Source organism: Moritella sp. (assembly GCF_033791185.1).
Lineage (GTDB): Bacteria > Pseudomonadota > Gammaproteobacteria > Enterobacterales > Moritellaceae > Moritella.
Genome location: NZ_JASJHF010000257.1, coordinates 1 through 22,289, shown reverse-complemented (window position 1 = coordinate 22,289; position 22,289 = coordinate 1). Strand labels below are relative to the sequence as shown.

General features: G+C 42.4%; 17 protein-coding genes, 1 pseudogene and 1 riboswitch. Of the genes and pseudogenes, 12 read left to right on the top strand and 6 right to left on the bottom strand.

The window, feature by feature from the left end:
- Window positions 1-208 precede the first annotated feature (208 nt).
- From mrcB to QNK26_RS14935, 4 genes are all read left to right on the top strand, one after another.
- Window positions 209-2,488, top strand: coding sequence for a penicillin-binding protein 1B (gene mrcB / locus QNK26_RS14950; RefSeq protein ID WP_319224475.1), 2,280 nt, complete (start codon window positions 209-211; stop codon window positions 2,486-2,488).
- A gap of 76 nt (window positions 2,489-2,564) precedes the next feature.
- Entirely contained in the window at window positions 2,565-3,026 is a 462-nt protein-coding gene (locus tag QNK26_RS14945; RefSeq protein WP_319224472.1) for a tetratricopeptide repeat protein, read from the top strand.
- 19 nt (window positions 3,027-3,045) lie between these two features.
- Window positions 3,046-4,923 carry a DUF294 nucleotidyltransferase-like domain-containing protein gene (locus QNK26_RS14940; RefSeq protein WP_319224469.1) on the top strand — a complete coding sequence of 626 codons (1,878 nt, stop codon included), beginning with the start codon at window positions 3,046-3,048 and terminating at the stop codon, window positions 4,921-4,923.
- 9 nt (window positions 4,924-4,932) lie between these two features.
- A complete protein-coding gene (locus QNK26_RS14935) occupies window positions 4,933-5,649 on the top strand; it encodes a 3'-5' exonuclease (protein ID WP_319224467.1) in 717 nt (238 codons plus the stop codon).
- A gap of 78 nt (window positions 5,650-5,727) precedes the next feature.
- Here QNK26_RS14935 and tenA read toward each other — a convergent pair whose 3' ends face one another.
- The 5 genes from tenA to thiD form a co-directional block, all read right to left on the bottom strand.
- Window positions 5,728-6,390, bottom strand: a complete 663-nt coding sequence (gene tenA, locus QNK26_RS14930; protein WP_319224464.1) for a thiaminase II — start codon at window positions 6,388-6,390, stop codon at window positions 5,728-5,730.
- A gap of 63 nt (window positions 6,391-6,453) precedes the next feature.
- The gene (locus QNK26_RS14925; RefSeq protein ID WP_319224461.1) at window positions 6,454-7,401 is read right to left on the bottom strand and encodes an ABC transporter substrate-binding protein; all 948 of its coding nucleotides are present in this window, start codon (window positions 7,399-7,401) and stop codon (window positions 6,454-6,456) included.
- Window positions 7,402-7,456: 55 nt separating this feature from the next.
- A complete protein-coding gene (locus QNK26_RS14920) occupies window positions 7,457-8,266 on the bottom strand; it encodes an ABC transporter permease (protein ID WP_319224459.1) in 810 nt (269 codons plus the stop codon).
- Window positions 8,259-9,122 carry an ABC transporter ATP-binding protein gene (locus tag QNK26_RS14915; RefSeq protein ID WP_319224457.1) on the bottom strand — a complete coding sequence of 288 codons (864 nt, stop codon included), beginning with the start codon at window positions 9,120-9,122 and terminating at the stop codon, window positions 8,259-8,261. Before QNK26_RS14915 ends, QNK26_RS14920 begins: the two co-directional genes overlap by 8 nt.
- Complete coding sequence (thiD, locus tag QNK26_RS14910; protein ID WP_319224454.1) at window positions 9,115-9,993, bottom strand: bifunctional hydroxymethylpyrimidine kinase/phosphomethylpyrimidine kinase; 879 nt, start codon at window positions 9,991-9,993, stop codon at window positions 9,115-9,117. The genes QNK26_RS14915 and thiD overlap by 8 nt, the downstream gene beginning before the upstream one ends.
- Window positions 9,994-10,066: 73 nt before the next feature.
- A riboswitch (TPP riboswitch) is annotated at window positions 10,067-10,166 on the bottom strand.
- A 288-nt stretch (window positions 10,167-10,454) separates the two neighbouring features.
- On the opposite strand from thiD, the gene QNK26_RS14905 reads away from it, so the two are divergent.
- Window positions 10,455-11,003, top strand: coding sequence for a hypothetical protein (locus QNK26_RS14905; RefSeq protein ID WP_319224452.1), 549 nt, complete (start codon window positions 10,455-10,457; stop codon window positions 11,001-11,003).
- A 100-nt stretch (window positions 11,004-11,103) separates the two neighbouring features.
- Here the strand turns inward: QNK26_RS14905 and QNK26_RS14900 are convergent, their stop codons facing one another.
- Entirely contained in the window at window positions 11,104-12,684 is a 1,581-nt protein-coding gene (locus QNK26_RS14900; protein WP_319224449.1) for a BCCT family transporter, read from the bottom strand.
- Between the two features lie 414 nt (window positions 12,685-13,098).
- Here QNK26_RS14900 and QNK26_RS14895 point away from each other — a divergent pair, with 414 nt between their 5' ends.
- The 7 genes and pseudogenes from QNK26_RS14895 to QNK26_RS14865 form a co-directional block, all read left to right on the top strand.
- Window positions 13,099-13,788 (top strand): GntR family transcriptional regulator, encoded by a 690-nt coding sequence (locus tag QNK26_RS14895; protein WP_319224446.1) that lies wholly within the window; start codon window positions 13,099-13,101, stop codon window positions 13,786-13,788.
- A 98-nt stretch (window positions 13,789-13,886) separates the two neighbouring features.
- A complete protein-coding gene (gene prpB / locus QNK26_RS14890) occupies window positions 13,887-14,795 on the top strand; it encodes a methylisocitrate lyase (RefSeq protein ID WP_319224443.1) in 909 nt (302 codons plus the stop codon).
- Window positions 14,796-15,012: 217 nt separating this feature from the next.
- Window positions 15,013-16,137, top strand: a complete 1,125-nt coding sequence (gene prpC / locus QNK26_RS14885; protein WP_319224440.1) for a 2-methylcitrate synthase — start codon at window positions 15,013-15,015, stop codon at window positions 16,135-16,137.
- Window positions 16,138-16,143: 6 nt separating this feature from the next.
- Window positions 16,144-18,750, top strand: coding sequence for a Fe/S-dependent 2-methylisocitrate dehydratase AcnD (acnD, locus tag QNK26_RS14880; protein WP_319224439.1), 2,607 nt, complete (start codon window positions 16,144-16,146; stop codon window positions 18,748-18,750).
- Between the two features lie 13 nt (window positions 18,751-18,763).
- Window positions 18,764-19,965, top strand: a pseudogene (gene prpF, locus QNK26_RS14875) (2-methylaconitate cis-trans isomerase PrpF).
- Window positions 19,966-20,315: 350 nt separating this feature from the next.
- Window positions 20,316-21,449, top strand: a complete 1,134-nt coding sequence (locus tag QNK26_RS14870; RefSeq protein ID WP_319224437.1) for a porin — start codon at window positions 20,316-20,318, stop codon at window positions 21,447-21,449.
- Between the two features lie 63 nt (window positions 21,450-21,512).
- Window positions 21,513-22,289, top strand: a 777-nt coding sequence (locus QNK26_RS14865) for a transporter substrate-binding domain-containing protein (RefSeq protein ID WP_319224435.1), incomplete at its 3' end; no start/stop codon positions are given.

Here is a 22,289-nt window from a genome sequence, read left to right as displayed (position 1 = left end):
ACCTGTATCGGACAACTTATTAACGTAAAATTGCTTGCTAAATACGGCTTTTAAATACTGATTAGGAAGTATTGGTTGCTATTTTTTTGAAATCATAATGAGTTTAAGGTCAATATCGTTTGGCGTTTATTTACTGTGGCATGGTCCACGTTGAGTTAGAGATTAAATCCGTTGTCGTTTTATGGCGGAATGGCAACGAGAGGTGCTTGTGAATAAAAAGGTAAAAGGCGAACACAATAAAAGTCGCAAAGGATTATGGTGGAAATTATTACTTATTCCAGTGCTTATTGGCATTGCAGTAATGATTTATTTAGATGTGATTATCCGCTCCACATATGATGAAAATAAATGGGCGGTACCGTCAACCGTATTTGCACGTCCGTTAGAGTTATATGAAGGTGCGGCTTTAACGATCGCAGACTTGAAAACCGAGCTGGGCTTATTAGGCTACAAATTTGTGGCACAGCCAGTAAAACCGGGACAAGCCAGCATTCAGGGTGAGCAGGTTCAACTATATACCCCTGGTTTTCAATTTAGTGATGACTTAGAACCACCGCGTAGTATTATACTGACCATAAACAATGGAGTTGTGGCTAAGCTTGATACTGATGACGGTGCTGCATTATTGCGTCTGGAGCCTGTGGTCATTGGCGGCATCTATCCTGCTCATAATGAAGACCGGCTATTAGTCCAACTATCTGAAGTGCCGGAATCGTTGCAAGCTATGTTGGTGGCGGTTGAGGATGATAGCTTTTATGACCATTTTGGTATTTCGATGCGTGGTATTGCCCGTGCGTTAGTGGTTAATATTAAGCAAGGTGGTATTTCTCAAGGTGCATCAACACTGACGCAACAACTGGTGAAGAATTATTACCTGAGTTCAGAACGTACTTTAAGCCGTAAAGCGCAAGAAGCGTTAATGGCAATATTGTTGGAGTTTCATTTTTCCAAGGCTGAGATTTTAGAAGGTTATATTAACGAAATTTACCTTGGTCAAGACGGGCCTCGCGCGATCCATGGTTTCGGTTTAGCTAGTCAGTATTACTTCAAAACCCCACTTGCCGATTTATCACTTGATAAACAAGCGTTATTGGTGGCATTAGTGCGTGGCGCCAGTTATTACAACCCATGGCGAAATCCTGAACGCGCGCTTAAACGTCGAGATTTAGTGCTCGATATCGCCGTGCGTGAAGGCCGTTTAGATGCTGAGTTAGCCGCCACTGCAAAATCGCAACCATTAGGCATGGGTGAGCAAACAGCAAGTAGTACCAAGCGATTTCCTGCTTATCTTGATTTAGTGCGTCGTCAATTACAGCGTGACTATAAAGTCGAAGATTTAAGTGAGAATGGCTTATCTATTTTCACCCATTTTGACCCATTGGTACAAAACAGTGCAGAATTGAGTTTAACGAAAGCTATCGCTCGCCATAAACGTGATGGTTTAACTGCCAAGCTGGAAGGGGCCGTAGTGATAACCCGACCAAATACAGGTGCTGTGATTGCTATCGTAGGTGGGGCTAATACACGTTTTGCTGGCTTTAATCGTGCTATTGACGCAAGACGTCAAGTCGGCTCGTTAATTAAACCTGCGGTGTATCTGACAGCTTTAGAGCAGCCAGAGCAGTATAATCTAGCAAGCGTAATCAGTGATGATGAGTATAATCTGTCCTTACCTAATGGCGATATTTGGTCACCTAAAAATTACGATAAAAAAGATCATGGTCAGGTACTGTTATATACCGCGCTGGCTAAGTCTTATAATCAGTCTACGGCGCGTTTAGGTAATGAATTGGGTTTAGATAAAATCGCTAACACAATCGAGCGTTTGGGCGTCGAACAAACGGTACCTGAATTACCTGCCATTACTTTAGGTGCTGTGGATATGTCGCCAATTTCGGTGGCACAAATGTATCAAACATTATCTGCAGATGGTTTCTATACACCGTTACTGGCGATTAGTGCGGTTGTTGAACCCGATGGCACGGTACTGAAAAGTTATCCGTTAGCTGTTGATAAGCGCTTTGATGCTGGTTCTGTATATATGTTACGTCATGCCATGCAAGCGGTGACACACGAAGGGTCGGGCCGAGCACTGGAATGGTTATTACCCGATTTTGAAGTTGCCGGTAAAACTGGGACCACCAACAATTTAAGAGACAGTTGGTTTGCGGGGTTTTCTGGTGACATGATGGCGGTGGTGTGGATGGGACGTGATGATAATGGCTCGACGGGATTAACGGGTTCGAGTGGCGCGCTACGCGTATGGGCGGATATTTTCCGTCAACGCTCTGAGCTACCGATTCAGAATCTGCCACCACAAAATATTTCGGTCGGTTGGGTCGATAAAGACACGGGTCAAGGTAGCCAAGGTAGTTGTCTAAACTCAATTCCGTTGCCCTTTATCAGTGGTTATGAACCTGAAATTGAACTACGCTGCAACCAAGGTGTTAAACGCGTCATTGAATGGTTTCGAGATCTGGTTGAATAATGCTATTTGTCAGTGAAAGTTAATCGTTGTTATCGAATGCTAATAGTTGTCATTAAAAATTAACAGTGGAAGAAAAATGAAAATAATAAAACGTGTGTGTTTGCTCTCGCTACCTTGGTTATTGACGGCTTGTGGCACAATACCAACCTATAATTCGAATGGCACCCAAGTACAAGAGACTAACAAACCGGCACCGATTGCGAGTGAACAAAGCAAACCAGCAGCAAAGCCCCAGCCAAAACCTGCCGCTGTCGATGACACGGCCCAAGCACCTGCCGTGGTACTATCGTTAATGAAGCGAGCAGAAAAACAGGTAGCAAGTGGTGATAATCATGGTGCGATTGCCTCATTAGAACGTGCGATCCGGATTGCCCCGCGTTATCCTGAAACCTATTACCGTTTGGGGGAACGCTACTTTAATCAAGGCAATTATCAACAAGCCCGTTCATTGGCTGAAAAGTCGATAACCTTGGGTGCTGATTGGCTATTACGCCGACAAGCAGAATCGTTAATAAATCGTGCTTCGGCATATCAATAATCTATAAGTAGAGTAAAGAATGGAAATCGAATTACTAGAAATTCAAAGCTTTATAAGCCAATACCAGCCGTTTGACCAGCTTCCTGAAGAGGCGCTAGTGGAAGTGGTTAAAAGTATTGAAATTTCTTACTTCCGCGCGGGCTCAATGATTATTGAGTATGGCGATAAGATCCATGATCTGTATTTTATTCGCAGCGGCGTGGTGGAAATATACCGCCGTAAAGGTGAATTGTACAATCGTCTTGATCAAGGCGAAGTTTTTGGTCAGATGGGCTTGTTAGCCAATAATAAAGTACGATTACCTGCTAAAGCCGTGAAAGATACCTTGGTGTATTGTATTCCCGAAGCGATTTTCCATGATTTCTGTGAACGCTATGAAGTTTTTTCTGATTTCTCGGAAGTCGAAGGCGCGATCCGATTAAAACAAGCGGTTGAAGAAAATAGCGATGATGCTAACCAGTTGACGACCTCGAAAGTGAAAACATTATTAACTCGAGACTTAGTCATGTTACCCAATACCATGTCTATTCAAGACGTTGCTAAGGTGATGGCAGAAGAGAACGTGTCTGCTGTGTTGATTAATGATCCGGGTACAACTGACGAAGTTGATCATAATTTTGTCGGGATCATCACTGAGCGTGACCTGTGTGCCAAGGTGATTGCGATGGGGGTTTGTGTCGATAATCCGGCATCTGAGGTCATGTCGACAGAATTAATTTCACTTGATCACAATGCTTATGTGTCTGAAGCGATGTTGGTTATGTTGCGCTATAACGTACATCATTTACCAATTCTTAAAAATAAGCAGCCAATTGGGTTAATTGAAGTGGCGGATATTATTCGTTACGAATCACAAAACAGCTTATTATTGTCGAGCAGTATTTTCCAACAGCAAAATATAGAAGACTTGGTGTTACTGTCCAAGCAACTTAAACATTGTTTTGTGCGTATGGTGAATGAAGACGCCAACTCACACATGATTGGTAGTGCCATGTCTGAGATTGGCCGTAGCTTTAAGCAGCGCTTACTTGAACTTGCTGAAGAGGAATATGGCAAGCCACCAGTGCCTTATTGTTTCTTGGCGTTAGGCTCGATGGCACGTGACGAACAACTGATTGTGACAGACCAAGATAATGGCATTATTTTAGATAATAGTTATGACGATGCTAAGCATGGCGCATATTTTGCTAAATTATCCAAGTTTGTATGTGATGGATTAGCGGCTTGCGGCTATACCTATTGTACTGGCGATATTATGGCGACCAATCCAGAACATCGTAAAACCCAAACGCAATGGGAAGAATGCTTTGCAGACTGGATTGATAATCCGAACCCAAAAGCATTATTAAACTGCTCTATCTTCTTTGATTTAACCGGTGTTTATGGACGCGTTAAATGGGCTGAACAATTAAACGCCTTTATCCTACGCCGAGCCAAGAAAAATAATCGATTCTTAGCGTGTTTAGCACGTAATGCATTAAATCGAACGCCACCGTTGGGGTTCTTCAAAAACTTTGTGATGGAGAACGATGGTCGCCATAACAATACTATTAACTTAAAACGTCGTGGTACTGCACCATTAGCAGATTTGATCCGCGTGCATGGATTGGCAATTGGTTCACAATCTCAAAACTCATTCGAACGTTTGGAAGATATTATTGAAGCGGGGATCTTGCCTGCATCGAAAGGCCAGGACTTACAACATGCAATGGAATTGATTTCCTTAGTACGTTTACGTCACCAAGCGTTAGATGTGGAGTCGGACATTGAACCGGATAATAATATCGAACCAGAAAACATGTCGGAATTTGAGCGTCGTAACCTTAAAGATGCATTTTTGGTTTTAAGTAACGCGCAGAACTTTTTAAAATATCGTTATACCGCCAATAAAATGTAGGGATTATTAATGCATAATTTTATTAATAAAGAGATTTTAAACTGGGCTGCGTTCTACAAAGTTAAGGTAGAACAATGCAAGGACGAACGGTTAAAGTCTTTTTATCGTGCAGGGATGTATCATGATGAAACGAAATTAAGTGATATTGAATTTGTGGCATTAGATTTTGAAACTACGGGCTTAGACTCGGAACAAAACAGTATTATTAGCATTGGTCTGGTGCCGTTTAATTTGAAACGTATCTTTTGCCGTCAAGCACAGCACTGGTATATTGAACCTGAAGATAAACTACAAGAAAATTCTATTATTATTCATGGTATTACCCATACTGATTTGAAAGGTGCTCCGGATCTTTTACGCATTTTAGAACCGGTCTTAGAGGCGCTCGCGGGCAAAGTCGTGGTGGTACATTATCGCCGTATTGAACGTGATTTTTTTGACAGCAATTTACGTAGTTTAATTAACGAAGGCATTGTGTTTCCGGTTGTTGATACCATGCAGATAGAAGCAGACGTACAAGGCTTCAACAATAAAGGTTTGTTGAATTTATTTAAACGCAAGCGCCAAGAATCTATTCGACTGGCTAATAGCCGCTCTCGTTATCATTTGCCGGCATACCCACCGCATGATGCATTAACAGATGCCATTGCGACAGCTGAATTATTACAGGCGCAGATCCATTATCATTTTTCAGCGGATACGCCGATTAAAAAGTTATGGTTGTAGTCTACGTGAGATGGGATTGAGGGGCGCGCGTTAATACTTAATTAGCTTAACGCGCTATTTTATCTACTGCTGTTTTAGTTAAGAGACATCTAACCCTTGTTGCCAAAACGCAATTTCCATACGAGTTGCTGTTTTAAATACATGAATCAGATTGCGACCACGTTGACTGTCGATGTCTATTTCAGCTAATAACTCATCAATATGTACAGTACCTTGTGCAACACCTTGTTGAAATTCGTCTCCACTATAGAGTTCAATCCAACTGGCAAACGGATTATCGATTAGTCGGGTGTTTGCATCATCAGCTAGGCTACGGCCTATCTCAGCATAACCGATCGAGCAGGGTGCGAGTGCGGCGTACAAGTCAACGATATCGCCCGTCATACCAGCATCAAGAACGTAACGTGTATAAGCAACTGTACCGAAGTCCTCAGGTTCTGCTTCTAAATCAGACTCTGTTAACCCCCAGTTAGCGCAATAGCTAACATGATGACCGATTTCTGAATCTAATAGTGCATGCACACTAGGCAGCGCTTTGCGCATGTCCGCTAAAGTGCGGGCTTTATAAATAGCGAGGGCATAAGCGCGAGCGTATTGCTTTAGAAACAAGAAATCCTGTTTAAGATAATGCAGGTAACTTGGTTGTGATAATGTACCTTGTGCTAATTGTTGCACAAACGCATGCTGGGTATACGCGTCCCAATCTTCTTTACACGCATTGATTAAATCCTGATGATTCATTGTTTATGTATCCTCGTCTCTCAGCTATTTTTACAGTGATATTATTTTTACGCATTCGTGCAATTACAGAGCGAGTACGTAATCTTTTGCTTTTGGTAAAGTTTTGATGATTTTTTGCGAATACATAAATTCGGCATAATCGTCATAACGTTTCAAATCAACTGCGGAAGGGCGCAGTGCGAAACGTGTGAGGGTATCGTTCCAAGCGCGTTTGTTTAGCTCGTTGTTTAACGTATCTGGTGCGTATGCAGCAAACTCTACCCATGATGCTTGTGGATGATTTACAATGTAGGTTGTTGCTTGCTCTAATGCTTTATTAAAGGCGCGGATTGCATCTTTATCATAGGTATTGGCGTTGGCAACAAATACCAGTTCGTCATAGGTCGGTACGCCGTGTTCTTCCGGGAAGAATGCTTTGGCTTTAAAACCTTCCAGTTCGAGCTGATTTATTTCGAAATTACGTAACCCACCCCAAATAGCATCGACCTTGCCAGATGCTAATGATGATGACAGCGCCCAACCGACGTTGATGATCTCTACATCCTCATATTTCACATTGCCAGTTTGCAGCATAGTGCCGATAGTTGCTTCTTCGTTACCCGCAATCGCGATACCTATTTTTTTGCCTTTAAGATCTGCAATATTATTTATTTTTTTGTTATCAAGTACCATCAAAGTATTCAGTGGGGTTGCGATCAAGGTAGCTGCGCGAATAAGCGGTAAACCAGCTGCAACATTAATAGTCAAATTAGGTTGATAAGAGATAGCTAAATCGACTTTGTTAGCAGCGACTAACTTAGGTGGCATGCTTGGATCTGCAGGTTCTTGGATCTCTACGTTTAGTCCTTGTTCTTCAAAGTAACCGTGTTGTTTAGCTATCACGATTGGTCCATGATTGGGATTAACAAACCAATCTAACATTAGCGTTAGAGTCTTCGTTTCTGCTTGTGCATTTGCCGATAAGATCGCAGCGGTAAATACCGCGGCTTTTAATAGTATGTGGCTTTTCATTAAATATCCTTTTTATGTATTTTATATTGCGTCGTGTTGTCAAAATTACGATGTGTTAAGCGTTCCAAGGAATGAGCTTTTTTAGTACTTTGTCGGTGACAAAATAAAGCAAAATAGAGAGGGCTGATAAGATAAGTAATGCCGCAAACATTTCATCAATCATCATGCGCGCATTAGCTTGCAGCATCAGATAGCCTAAACCAGCACTTGAACCAACCCATTCACCAGCAACAGCGCCAATCGGTGCTATGACGACTGCAACACGAATTCCGGATGCTAACGTCGGTAGTGATGCTGGTAATTGAATATGACGTAACATCTGCCATTTGGTTGCGCCCATAGTTTTAGCCAGATCCAGGTAACCTGTTGGTGTATTACGTAGCCCGTCGTAACAACACGTTGTCACTGGGAAGAAGATGATCAATGCCGCCATGACGATTTTGGACGCCATGCCATAACCCAGCCAGAGCATCAATACTGGTGCAATGGCGAATACTGGAATAGCTTGGCTGGCAATTAATATCGGTAATAACCAGTGCTTAACGGGTTTGAACAGCAGCATTTGTAATGCAAAAAATAGCCCCATAAATAAACCGAGCAATAAGCCAAACACAATTTCCTGAGTCGTGACTAAGGTGTGTTTAAGCAATACGTCATGGCGTTCGATTAATCGTTCAAACACAGCCCAAGGCGTGGGTAGAATGAAGGAGGGCAGTGCAAAAACAATGACAATGCTTTGCCATAATCCGATGATCACTAGTGTACTAATGATGATGCGCAGAATAGGGCTAATACCGGTACTTTCTTTGCTTTTATCGACGTATTGATGCTTTTCAGTCAGCGCTGAATTTACGATTTCACTCATCCTCATCCTCATCCTCATCCCCGTATTCTTGTGCCAAACAAGTCATTATCTGCTGCTGTAGTTGTGCGCTGTCTGCATCAAACTGGCGTGGTGGTGCAGATGTTGGTAATTGCAGTGCTTTAGCGTTTGCAGGTGTGCCTTGCATGATGTAAATCTGATTGGCTAAGCGGATCGCTTCTTGTGGTTCGTGGGTGATCAGTATTACGGTTTTATCTTGTAATAACTCACAGGCAAGATCTTGTAATCGATAACGAGTCACCGCATCGAGTGCCGAAAACGGTTCATCCATTAATACCACGGGTTTGTCTTGCATTAATGTTCTTGCGAGTGCGACCCGTTGGCGCATACCGCCAGACAGCTGCAGTGGTAATTGATTAGCATTAGCGGTGAGTCCGACTTTACTCAACAGAACGAGTGCTTTTGCTGTCTCAGCGGTGGATGCTTTATCGCTGAATTTACTGCTTAACGTAACGTTGTCTAATACTGATAACCAAGGTAATAACAGATCTTGCTGTGCCATATAGGCGATATGCTCGGTTAAATTGTGTAACCTTGATTGCGTTGCGGTAACAGATCGCGCTGAATAAATGGATAGCTCACCTAACCACTCTACTTTTTGACTTAATAATCCAGCCAAATAGCGCAATAACGTTGTTTTTCCACAACCGCTGCGGCCTAAAATACAGGTCCATTGCCCAGCCGGTATTGTCATATTTAGACCACTGAGAACTGGTTCCGAATTCTCGCTGTAACGAAGGTAGCCGTTGTTTATCTCGATATTTATCGCTTGTTCTACTTGGCTACTTTCAAACCGGTTCACGGCAACCTGGTTAGGCTGCGAGGAGGTATTAGACATTGGTATTACCAGCAAAGAAATGATTTACGGGGCCATGACCACTGCCGATGTTAAGTTCGTCAGCATGGGCTATCGCACTGGAAATATATTGTTTACCCAACCTAACGGCCTGAATCAATTCATGCCCTTGTGCTAAATAGGATGCGATTGCCGAAGACAGCGTACAGCCAGTACCGTGGGTATTGTGAGTATTAACCCGTTTAGCAGTTAACAGCTCAACGTGGTCTTGGAAAATAAGCAGGTCATTACTGTTTTTATCTTGTTCTAAATGACCACCTTTTAATAACACAGCATTGACGTTAAGCTGGCGTAAGTCGTTAATCATATTACCCATTTGATCTTCAGAGGTCGGTATATCTGAACCGATTAAAGCAGCGCCTTCAGGTAAGTTTGGAGTGATTAAATCTGCCAGCGGTAATAACTCAGATTTAAGGGTGCTGATAGCAGACTCTTTCAGCAGTAAATCACCGCTGGTGGCAACCATAACAGGATCGATGACTAAGAATTCAGGGTTATATTGCTTGATCTTAGCGGCGACAACTTTAATGATCTCACTGTCTGCTAGCATGCCGACTTTGACGGCGACGACGTATAAGTCGCTAAATACGGCATCGAGTTGTTTTTCAACATGTTCAAGAGGGATCGGGAAAATAGCAGATACGCCAAGGGTATTCTGTGCGGTAATAGCGGTGATCACCGAGCAAGCATAACTGCTTGTTGCGGAAATTGCTTTGATATCGGCTTGTATACCGGCACCACCACCACTATCAGACCCTGCAATCGTTAATACGATCGGTGTTGATGAACGGTTTTTTAATGAGTGTTGTTGTAACGAAACCAGTGTAGCGGTGTTACTTATAGTCTTTAGCATAATTATCCCTAGAGCAGACGCACAGGAACTTTATCAAGCCAAAGATTGAGAAACCTAGGAGGTCAAATCATGAGGAGCAAGACTGATAGTTCCCTACGTCAGTGTTAACTGAATCAGGTTCAACGGGTCTCGCAATGTGCGCTCTCAGCCTTTAGGCCCCCCGACTATATAAGCGCCAATAGTAACAAGTTTTGCTAAAAGCGCAATAAAACAATTAAGTCGTTGATATAATTATTCGAAATTTAACGACTTTGATAAAAAAGTTCACTTCATCTCTTATTGGCCCGTCGTAATTTGTCGGCACAGTCACAATTACCTATAAAGCTGTATCTATTACGGTTGATATAATATTTTATATAAATAAAATCAATACGATAATGAATTTTCCCCCTGTTATTTAGTGTGTTAAATAAATTATAGCTAGATACGACTCTTAATTACTATAAAACAAAGGATTGAAAATGAACGTAGTTAAAAAGACATTGGTAATTGCAACGTGCTTATACTTAGTTGGTTGTGCATCGGGTGCTCAGGTTGAGAATATGGTGTATCAAGGTGAACAAAAAGTATATCCAGTAGCAGTACAAAATAATCTGACCTTGTCAGCCGTTTCAGGTGGTGAAGAGACTAATGCTGCTTGGACGTCAGAAATTAGTGATGTTTCTTTTTCCGGTGCAATTAAAGAAAGTCTATTGGAGCAAGGACTATTCTCCGAAAATGGTAAATATCAATTATCAGCTAAAATTGTTGACGTAGAGCAGCCAATGTTTGGCCTTGATATGACTGTAACGACAAAAGTAAAATATACGCTGACTGACACCATCACTGGCAAAGTAATACTGGATGAAGCTGTGGAAGCCCCACATACCGCAACTTTTGGCGATGCATTTTCTGGCGTTGCGCGCTTGCAAATGGCAAATGAAGGTTCAGGTAAGAAAAATATCGAAGCCTTACTGAATAAACTGGCAGAGTTAAATATTGAAGCAAATGAAGTTAGCTTAACGCAATAATATGATGAATAAAAAGGCCACGCGTTAATGTAACGCGTGGCCTTTTTCATGCATCAATGTTGTAGATTAGATTTTCACAGTCGAAAACCTATCATACCAATCATTTGCGATTATGCTGTTCAGTTCTCAAGCCCATTAGTAAGCTCACACACATTACCAATAAGATAACGGTGAACGGTAATGCCGTTGAGATTGCACCAGCTTGTAATGCTTCAATTGCTTGTGTACCGCCAACCCAAAGTAGCGCAGCAGCGATAGCACCTTCAATAAATGCCCAGAACACTCGTTGTGGTACTGGCGCATCGACTTTACCGCCAGCGGTAATGCTGTCGATAACCAGTGAACCTGAGTCCGATGACGTAATGAAGAATACTAATACCAATAATACCGCAAGCATTGATAACACTTGACCCATAGGTAGCGCGTCAAACATTTGGAACATTGCTAATGGTACTTCTTTTAAGCCTTCAGTGCCTAGAGTACCTACGTTATTTACAACTTGATCGATAGCTACACCACCAAATACCGACATCCATAATACCGTTACAGCAGTTGGAACAAGTAATACCGCGGTGATGAATTCTCGAATTGTGCGGCCACGTGAAATGCGCGCAATGAACATACCAACGAATGGTGACCATGAGATCCACCATGCCCAGTAGAATACAGTCCAACCGTGCATCCAAGCTGAATCTTCACGACCAATTGGGTTACTTAATGGAATAATATTTTCAACATAAGCCATGATAGTCGTTGGGATAGTGCCCATAGATACGGCAAAGGTAACTAAAGCCACAAATATTAATAACACTAATGCCAACAGCATGTTGATATTACTGATTACTTTTACGCCACCGTCAATACCACGAATAACTGATACGACAGCCAATAAGGTAACGATGAAAATGATTGATATTTGTAAAGGTAGACCGTTTTCGATGCCTAGCACATGGTGGAAACCACTTGCCGCTTGTTGCGCACCTAAACCTAGCGATGTTGCCAAACCAAATAGTGTTGCGAGTACCGCAAGAATATCGACAATGTGACCAGCCCAGCCCCACGTTCTATCGCCTAGGATAGGGTAGAACACAGAGCGCATTGAAAGTGGTAGGCCTTTATTATAAGCAAAGAAAGCCAGTGATAATGCAACTACACCGTAAATGGCCCAAGGGTGTAAACCCCAGTGGAACATGGTTGCACCCAATGCTAGTTTGGCCGCTTCTGGTGTATTTGCAGTCACGTTGAGAGGTGTCTCAAACCAACCGGTATAATAAGCAACGGGTTCTGCAACCCCCCAGAACATTAAGCCAATACCCATACCGGCAGCAAACAACATTGCTATCCAAGACATACTGCTATAATCAGCTTTAGCATCATCGCCACCTAAACGGATCTTTCCGTATGGTGAGACAATTAAGCCAAGGCAGAAAATAACAAAGATATTTGCAGACCACATGAATAGGCTATCAAAGGTCCCGATGATTTGAAATTTGATACCATCTAGAAAAGATTTTGAAGTTTCAGGTTCAACTAATAAAATGACAACTAAAAAGAGTCCGATTAGTGATGCGCTGATGCCGAATACGGGATTGTGAACATCAAATCCCCATTTTTGAACATTATCTTGTCCAACAGTATAATCAGTATTATCAATACTATATTTATCCCTATTAATACTCATTTTTCCTCAGTTAGAACAGTCCTGCTCTATTTATGTATTTATTTCGAGTTAGGTTAGTGTAGCAAATTTAGCGGCAAATATCAGTGGAATATCCATTCTCAGAATGTTTAACCATATAAATAGAGTGGAGATTGATGATCCTGTAGTGAAATCGATATTGCTAATTAATTTTAATTAGGGCTATTTTTTATTCTTGAAAAAATTAAATAATATATTTTATTACAAATACTTAAAGTGTTTTTCTTGTGTGATGAAGAGACTTGGTAAATAGTTCACTGCACCAAGAAATCAAACTGTAAGCTAAAATATTGCCTAGTTAACTCTTGTTCAAATAGACAGTTTGGTTATCGGGATGTTGACAAAATGTAAAAACGCAATAATATTGAGCTAAACTTATAAATTGTCGACAATATAATGCCTTTAGATGACCCAACAAAAATAGTCGCTGTAACTACAGCGGATAAAGTTTTTGAGCAAATGCAGCGTGCCATTGTTGATGGTGAGCTACTCGCTGGCAGTAAGATCAGTGAACCTGAGCTTGCAAAGCGCTATCAAATAAGTCGCTCTACGCTACGCGAAGCATTAAATAGATTAGAGAAATGCCATTTAATTGAACGAAAAGCCAATGTTGGTTCACGTGTAGTTGAGTGCACAACGCAAGGTTTACTCGACCTGTATTTTGTACGAGAAGCGTTAGAAGGCATGGCATGTAGGCAAGCGGCTGAAAACATGAGTGATGACGAAATTGTCGACATGAAAGTCATGCTGAGTCAACATGCTTCGGCACAAGCACTTAAAGACGGCGTGGCTTATTATCAGGAAGAGGGGGACTTAGATTTTCATTACAAAGTTATCCTCGGTAGCCATAATGCGCAGCTCATTAATTTGATTTGTGGTCAGCTTTATCATTTAGTCCGTATGTACCGCTGCCAGTTTGGTATGCATAGTCCAAGAGCCAGTCGCGCTTTTTCAGAGCACGCTCAAATTATCGAAGCCATTAGTGATAGAGATGGGGAATTAGCGGAGCTGCTAATGCGTCGTCACATCGCTGCTTCACGTACAAACATCGAAAGAAAAATAGCTAATCAAGGATCAGAACAATAAATTGTCAGAATGATAAACAGTTAGAGCAAGAAGCAGGTAACGATAAAAATAGACTCAAAGCAAAACATTAACAGCATCAGTTCAAGGAGAGAAATATTATGTCTACAGGATCACCTTCGTCTCAACGCTTATCCCCAGGCGCTAAATTCCGTTTAGCCTTGGGCAATAATAAACCACTGCAAATTGTCGGTACAATCAATGCTTATTGCGCCATGATGGCAGAGCAACTGGGTCATCAAGCTGTTTACCTTTCTGGTGGTGGTGTCGCGAATGCATCTTACGGTTTACCTGATCTCGGAATGACGTCACTGAATGATGTCATTGTTGATGTTCAGCGTATTACCGCGGCATCGAGTCTACCGCTGCTGGTTGATATTGATACTGGTTGGGGCGGTGCTTTTAACATTGCTAAAACCATTCGAGATATGGAAAAAGCAGGCGCTGCAGCGGTACATTTAGAAGACCAAGTAGCGCAAAAGCGGTGTGGTCACCGTCCCAATAAAGAGATTGTCTCGACAGCAGAAATGGTTGACCGAATTAAAGCCGCTGTTGATGCACGTACCGATCCTGATTTTTTCATTATGGCGCGCACCGACTCATTTGCACAGGAAGGGCTAGAAGCTGCAATTGCCAGAGCACAAGCCTATGTTGCAGCTGGTGCTGACGGTATTTTTGCTGAAGCGATAAAAACTGAAGCCCATTATCGTGCATTTTCAGCCGCACTAGATGTTCCAATCTTAGCTAATATCACCGAGTTTGGGCAAACCGAATTATGGAATAAAGAGCAGCTGGGTGAATGGGGTTGCGCGATGGTGCTTTACCCATTATCTGCATTTAGAGCCATGAATAAAGCCGCAGAATTGGTATATAAAACCTTGCTCAGTGATGGTGACCAAAAAGCCGTGGTAGATAGCATGCAAACGCGTATGGATTTATACGATTATCTTGGTTATCACGACTATGAGAAAAAATTGGATAATCTCTTTTCCGAAGGAAAAAACAAATAGAGAGCCGAAGGAAAAAACAAATAACTTTCTTAAACAGAAGATAGATAAAATCAGAACTAAACAATCAAGCGAACAATAGCAAACAGGATGTTGCAGAGTGAGCCCGTTGTAGTAAGCGCAATGGTGTATGTAGAGTTGCTATGAACCGTTTCACGTTAATACTATTCAGTATTAACTGTTCAGTATTAACGTATTAATACAAATTAAGGGAATAATGATGACAGATAAAAAATTATCAGGCGCAGGGTTACGCGGTCAAAGCGCAGGTGAAACGGCACTCTGTACAGTGGGTAAATCGGGTAGTGGCTTAACCTATTGTGGTTATGACGTTGCAGATCTAGCCGAGAACGTGACCTTTGAAGAAGTGGCTTATTTATTGTTTAATGGTGAATTGCCAACACTTGATCAGCTGGAAACCTACAAAGCACAATTGCATAACCAGCGTGATTTACCGCAATCACTTAAAGAAGTATTACAGCATATTCCAGCAGATGCGCACCCTATGGATGTGATGCGCACAGGTTGCTCATTCTTAGGTAACATAGAACCAGAAGTTGATTTCTCTACGCAAAATAAAGCCGCCAATCGTTTGCTTGCCGCATTCCCTGCCATCATGTGCTACTGGTATCGTTATTCTCATGACGGTGTTGAAATTGACTGCACCACAGGTGAAGATTCATTGGCTGGTCATTTTCTCAAACTGCTACGTGGTGAAACCCCGTCAGCACAACATCGCCGCGTGATGGATGTGTCACTGATTCTATATGCAGAGCATGAGTTTAATGCATCCACCTTTAGTGCGCGTGTTTGTGCGTCGACTTTATCGGACATGTTCTCGTGTGTAACGGGCGCCATCGGTACTTTGCGTGGGCCATTACACGGTGGTGCTAATGAAGCGGCGATGGAGATGATCCAGCAGTTTAGCTCTCCAGCCGATGCCAAAATCCAAATGGCTGGCATGCTAGAGCGTAAAGAGAAAATCATGGGCTTTGGGCATGCGATTTACCGCACTTCTGATCCGCGTAACGTCATCATTAAAAAGTGGTCTGAAAAACTAGCGTATGAATATGGTGATACTGGGTTATACGATATCTCGGTCGCATGTGAAGAGTTTATGTGGGACAGTAAAAAGCTGTTCTGTAACGCCGACTTCTTTCATGCCTCTGCTTATCATTTCATGGGCATTCCAACTAAATTATTCACGCCTATCTTTGTTTGCTCTCGTTTAACAGGCTGGGCTGCGCATGTGATGGAACAGCGCAGCAACAACCGCATTATACGTCCAAGCGCAGATTATATTGGTGCAGAGCCTAGAGTCGTTACACCCATTGCAGAGAGATAATGGATTATGAATACTAACTATCGTAAAGCACTGCCTGGCAGTGAGCTGGATTATTTTGATACCCGTGCTGCAGTTGATGATATTCAAGCTGGCGCGTATGCAACCTTACCTTATACCTCGCGGGTGTTTGCTGAAAACTTGGTGCGTCGCTGTGAACCTGCGGCATTAGCAGATTCGCTAAAACAGTTAATTGAACGTAAGCGTGATCTTGATTTTCCTTGGTTTCCAGCCCGCGTGGTTTGTCATGATATTTTAGGCCAGACTGCATTAGTTGATTTAGCCGGTTTACGTGATGCCATCGCAGAGAAAGGCGGAGACCCATCCAAGGTAAACCCTGTGGTACCAACGCAATTGATTGTAGATCATTCATTGGCTGTAGAGCACGCTGGTTTTGATCCTGATGCGTTTGCAAAAAACCGTGCTATTGAAGATCGCCGTAATGATGACCGTTTTCATTTTATTAACTGGACCAAAACCGCATTTAAAAATATCGATGTCATTCCACCGGGTAACGGTATTCTGCATCAGATCAACTTAGAACGCATGTCGCCGGTGATCCAATCTCGTCACGGTGTCGCATTTCCTGATACGTTAGTAGGAACAGATAGTCACACACCTATGGTTGATGCTTTGGGGGTTATTGCTATTGGCGTCGGTGGTCTTGAAGCTGAGAGTGTGATGCTAGGACGCGCGTCATATATGCGTTTACCAGATATTATTGGTGTTGAGCTAACGGGCAAACCACCAGCAGGGATGACGGCAACCGATACCGTGTTGGCATTGACAGAATTCCTGCGTGCGCAGAAAGTCGTGTCCAGTTATCTCGAATTTTATGGTGATGGTGTTAAGCATTTAACCTTAGGCGATCGCGCTACTATTTCAAATATGACGCCGGAATATGGTGCAACAGCGGCACTGTTTTCAATTGATGAGCAGACCATTGATTACCTTAAATTAACCGGTCGTGAGGACGATCAAGTTAAGCTGGTGGAAACTTACGCCAAGCAAACAGGCCTATGGTCCGATGATTTGGCTAACGTTGAGTATGAGCGTGTATTAACATTCGACTTATCGACGGTGTGCCGTAACATCGCCGGCCCATCAAATCCACATAATCGCGTGCCTACGTCTGAATTAGCCAAACGTGGCATCAGTGGTAAGGTCGATAATGAACCGGGTAAAATGCCTGATGGGGCTGTGATCATTGCTGCTATCACTAGCTGTACTAATACCAGTAATCCACGCAACATGATTGCCGCAGGTTTGATTGCTCGTAATGCCAATAAGTTAGGATTAACCCGTAAACCTTGGGTTAAAACATCTCTGGCACCGGGTTCAAAAGCAGTGAAGTTGTATCTAGAAGAAGCGACATTGTTACCCGAACTCGAACAACTTGGTTTTGGTATTGTGGCGTTTGCCTGCACTTCGTGTAATGGCATGAGCGGCGCACTTGATCCGGTTATTCAACAAGAGATCTTAGAGCGTGATTTATATGCCACCGCAGTGTTGTCGGGAAATCGTAACTTTGATGGTCGTATTCATCCTCATGCCAATGAAGCCTTCATTGCCTCGCCACCGTTAGTGGTTGCTTATGCAATCGCTGGTACCATACGTTTTGATATTGAGCGTGATGCACTTGGCTTTGATCAAGCCGGTAATGCCATCACCCTAAAAGACATTTGGCCTCGCGATGAAGAAATTGACGAAGTGCTTAAAGCGAGTGTTAAACCTGAGCAGTTCCGTCAAGTTTACAACCCGATGTTTGGCACTGATATCGAGTGCAGTGTTGATTATGGCAAGCAGCCTGATCCGCTATATGACTGGCGTGAAATGAGTACTTATATTCGCCGTCCACCTTATTGGGAAGGGGCATTAGCGGGTGAACGAACTCTTAAGGGTATGCGTCCTCTCGCGGTATTGGGCGATAACATTACTACCGATCATCTATCACCGTCTAACGCCATTATGCTCGATAGTGCCGCGGGTGCGTATTTAGATAAGATGGGTTTACCGGAAGTTGATTTTAACTCGTATGCCACTCACCGAGGCGATCACTTAACGGCGCAACGTGCGACCTTTGCTAACCCTAAATTAAACAATGAAATGGTGTTAGAAAACGGCCAAGTAAAACAAGGCTCACTAGCGCGAATCGAACCGGAAGGTACAGTCAGTCGCATGTGGGAAGCGATTGAAACCTATATGCAGCGTAAACAGCCACTGATTATTATTGCCGGTGCTGATTATGGCCAAGGCTCATCACGTGACTGGGCGGCAAAAGGTGTGCGTCTAGCAGGTGTTGAAGCGATTGTTGCTGAAGGGTTTGAGCGTATTCACCGCACTAACTTGGTTGGTATGGGGGTATTACCACTTGAGTTTAAAACCGGTGAAAACCGTCAAACCTATGCGATTGATGGTAGTGAAACTTTTGATGTTATTGGCCTGCCAACGCCTCGTTCTGAACTTACTCTGATTATAAATCGTAAGAACGGTACGCGTGTCGAAGTGCCTGTTACTTGTCGTTTAGATACCGCTGAAGAAGTGTCTATCTATGGCGCTGGTGGTGTATTGCAACGCTTTGCACAGGATTTTCTTGAATCGAGTGACTCTCAGTAAGGAGTGCTGATAAATGACAAATAATAGGACATATTTACCACAACTTAAGATCCCTGCGACCTATATGCGCGGTGGCACCAGCAAAGGCGTGTTCTTTAATCTGCACGACTTACCCGAGGCCGCGCAAGTCGCTGGAGCTGCGCGGGATGCGTTATTGCTGCGTGTTATCGGCAGCCCAGATCCTTATGGCAAACAAACCGATGGTATGGGCGGGGCAACATCGAGCACCAGTAAAGCGGTGATCGTGTCGGCCACGGACAGACCCGATCATGATGTTGATTATCTGTTTGGTCAGGTATCGATTGATAAACCATTCGTAGATTGGAGTGGCAACTGTGGTAATTTGTCTGCCGCTGTAGGCTCATTTGCGATAAGCAGTGGTTTAGTTAATGTGACTCGTATCCCAGAAAATGGCATTGCTATTGTACGTATTTGGCAAGCCAATATTGGTAAAACTATTATTGCCCATGTGCCGATGACTAATGGCTTGGTACAAGAAACTGGTGGCTTTGAGCTAGATGGCGTGACCTTTCCTGCTGCGGAAGTCGCTGTTGAATTTATGCATCCAGCTGATGGCGAAGGGGCAATGTTCCCAACCGGTAATCTGATTGATGACTTAATAATACCAGAGTCTGTTGTGGCGGGTGGACAGCTAAAGGCGACGATGATTAACGCGGGCATACCAACTATTTTCATTAATGCCGAGGATGTCGGTTACACAGGTTCAGAGTTGCAAGAGGCTATAAATAGCGACGTTGAAGCATTAGCGATGTTTGAAGCGATCCGTGCCTATGGCGCAGTTAAAATGGGCTTAATTACTGATATTTCAGAAGCTGTTCAGCGTCAGCATACACCTAAAGTGGCGTTTGTCGCGAAGTCTGCTGACTATGTATCCTCAAGTGATAAGGCTATTACCGCCAATGAGATTGATTTATCGGTAAGGGCATTGTCGATGGGGAAATTACATCACGCCATGATGGGCACAGCTGCGGTAGCCATTGGCGCTGCTGCCGCTGTGCCTGGCACATTAGTGAATTTGGCGGCGGGCGGTGGCGCTCGTAATGCGGTGAACTTTGGTCATCCATCAGGGACATACGGGTTGGCGCAGAGGCTAGTTTGGTTAACGGAGAGTGGACGGTGACCAAAGCCAGTATGAGCCGCAGTGCACGTATTTTGATGGAAGGATGGGTGCGAATTCCAGCCCATAACAGCTAAGTTATTAACTATTGCACTTAAAAGCCAAAAAGTTTTTTAATATTTACAATTTAGTTATATGCTGGGGTTTGAATTGTTAGACCCTGGTTCAACGTTTTGATTTATTTAATAATTATATAAAATTCCTTCCGCGAAAATTCAGCGTTATCTACATTCCAATTATATGTACTAGGCATAGGATTAAGTTCTATGGCTAATTTTTCCTCTGGATATCCAAACTTCATGCATCAATAATAAAAAGGTCTAGTTGCTATGATTTTAGTCAACAGTCCCCTTTCAAATAGTTCTTTAGTTAAAATGCTTTGGCCGTTGGGAGGAATCGTTCTTTTTTATCTTGAATAGTAAGGTATATGATTATTTTTAAGAAAACATTTTTAGGTGCAGTAATTTCCACTTTGTTAATTGGCACAACACCAACGATGGCAGCAGATGCTGATGTAGTAAATGAAGATACATTAAAAGAGGACGTAAGCTATGAAGTTTACGGTATTATCGCGATGCAGGCCGCTTATCGTGATTATGATTCTGGTTCTGTTAAGAAAGATAACGATCTTGGTGGCATGCAGTTAAATAATGAATCACGTATTGGTTTTCGTGGTTCGAAAAAATTTACAAAATTTAATCCAACATTCATTTGGCAAATTGAAGGTGGTTATGTAGACCCTAGCTTTGGTGGTGAAGGCGCTGGTCTAGGTGAGCGAGATACCTTTGTTGGTTTTGAAAGTGATTCACTGGGTCTAGTCCGCTTAGGGCGAGTATTAACACCTATGTATGAATTAGTCGATTGGCCTGCTTCAAATCCTGGTTTAGGTGATGTATATGACTGGGGTGGGACTATTGGTGGAGCTAAATACCAAGATCGCCAATCAAATACCATTCGTTGGGATACCCCTATTTATGCAGATGCATTATCTTTTGATATTGCCGTTGGTGCAGGAGATAGCGCGGGATTAGGTGAGGGGAATGATCACTGGATTGGCGTTGCTACACATTATAAAATTGGACCAATTCAATTGGATGCTGCTTATGAAGCAAATCGAAACATAGTTTCAGAATCAACCACTTGGGATAACGACTCTTATCTTGTCGGTATGCAAGGTTGGTTTGAGAATGGCATATCTTTCTATGCTCAATATAAAATGATGGCAGCGAGGTCGGGTACAGGTGTTGATGAGTCACAAAATGCAATGTCTACAGCCATTATGTATACGACTGGTGATTGGCAGTATAAATTGGGCTATGCGGCTAATTTTGAGTTAGAGCGTGATGGAAAAACAATTAATAATACCGATGATAACGTTATTTCAGCTCAAGCTATGTATTTTGTTGACCCATCAGCGGTGCTTTATGTGCGTGCTCGAACCCTTGATTTTGGTGACGGAGCAAGTTATTCGAACGGTTATACAGACTCAGACGGTGGTACAATTCGATGGAAATCGGCAGATTATTCAGAGTTATCAATCGGTGTTGAATACTATTTCTAAATTATAACGAACCATGTACTTAGGGTATGTGAAGAATACCTTTTGTCAGGAAACAGAGCTGCTATGCAATCTAATAAAAGAAGAATGAATATGCGAAAAATACACAAGTTTTTAATTATAATATGTTTTTTATCCTCTAGCACTGTGCTTGCTCAAACTGAAGTTAAAACCATGTTTGGTGGTGTAAATAGTTGGCAAAGTACGTTAATTTCGGCTGCATTAGATGCTTCAGGTAAACAATATACCATTAATAACATGCCGATTTCTGGTCTGGGAGAGCGCGTACTACGTAGTGTAGAGTCTGGCCAGATTGATGTTATTTGGACGATGACGTCATCTGCAGTAGAGCACCGTTTAACACCAATAAGAATACCTCTTTTCAAAGGTTTACTGGGTAATCGATTGCCAATTATAAATAAAACCGATGAAAGTAAATTTGCTTCGTTATCTAATGAGCAGTTTAAAGCATTAAAAGTTGGACAAGTTGAATCATGGCCTGATGCTAAAATTCTCAAGAATGATGGTTTAACAGTCGTTACAAGTATTGAGTACTCATTATTATACAAAATGTTAAATGCAAAGCGATTTGATTACTTTACGCTTGGCGCCGCTGAAATTGAAGGTGAGTTTAATCGTTTAGGTCCTGAAACTCAAAAAATTGATAGCAATATTTTAATTCAATATTATTCACCTGCTTACTTCTTTGTTAACCCTAAAAAGCCTGAATTAGCTAAGGATATAGAAGCTGGTTTAGAAATTTTAATTGCGAGTGGGAAGTTTGATGAGATGTTTTATAATCAACCAATGTTTAAAAATATTCATGAGCGCTTAGGTTTAACA

Bases quoted from the DNA above. Each gene is read 5' to 3' on its own strand.
- QNK26_RS14945 (WP_319224472.1), top strand. From the start codon at position 2,565: ATGAAAATAATAAAACGTGTGTGTTTGCTCTCGCTACCTTGGTTATTG.
- QNK26_RS14940 (WP_319224469.1), top strand. From the start codon at position 3,046: ATGGAAATCGAATTACTAGAAATTCAAAGCTTTATAAGCCAATACCAG.
- QNK26_RS14935 (WP_319224467.1), top strand. From the start codon at position 4,933: ATGCATAATTTTATTAATAAAGAGATTTTAAACTGGGCTGCGTTCTAC.
- tenA (WP_319224464.1), bottom strand. From the start codon at position 6,390: ATGAATCATCAGGATTTAATCAATGCGTGTAAAGAAGATTGGGACGCG.
- QNK26_RS14925 (WP_319224461.1), bottom strand. From the start codon at position 7,401: ATGAAAAGCCACATACTATTAAAAGCCGCGGTATTTACCGCTGCGATC.
- QNK26_RS14920 (WP_319224459.1), bottom strand. From the start codon at position 8,266: ATGAGTGAAATCGTAAATTCAGCGCTGACTGAAAAGCATCAATACGTC.
- QNK26_RS14915 (WP_319224457.1), bottom strand. From the start codon at position 9,122: ATGTCTAATACCTCCTCGCAGCCTAACCAGGTTGCCGTGAACCGGTTT.
- thiD (WP_319224454.1), bottom strand. From the start codon at position 9,993: ATGCTAAAGACTATAAGTAACACCGCTACACTGGTTTCGTTACAACAA.
- QNK26_RS14905 (WP_319224452.1), top strand. From the start codon at position 10,455: ATGAACGTAGTTAAAAAGACATTGGTAATTGCAACGTGCTTATACTTA.
- QNK26_RS14900 (WP_319224449.1), bottom strand. From the start codon at position 12,684: ATGAGTATTAATAGGGATAAATATAGTATTGATAATACTGATTATACT.
- QNK26_RS14895 (WP_319224446.1), top strand. From the start codon at position 13,099: ATGCCTTTAGATGACCCAACAAAAATAGTCGCTGTAACTACAGCGGAT.
- prpB (WP_319224443.1), top strand. From the start codon at position 13,887: ATGTCTACAGGATCACCTTCGTCTCAACGCTTATCCCCAGGCGCTAAA.
- prpC (WP_319224440.1), top strand. From the start codon at position 15,013: ATGACAGATAAAAAATTATCAGGCGCAGGGTTACGCGGTCAAAGCGCA.
- acnD (WP_319224439.1), top strand. From the start codon at position 16,144: ATGAATACTAACTATCGTAAAGCACTGCCTGGCAGTGAGCTGGATTAT.
- QNK26_RS14870 (WP_319224437.1), top strand. From the start codon at position 20,316: ATGATTATTTTTAAGAAAACATTTTTAGGTGCAGTAATTTCCACTTTG.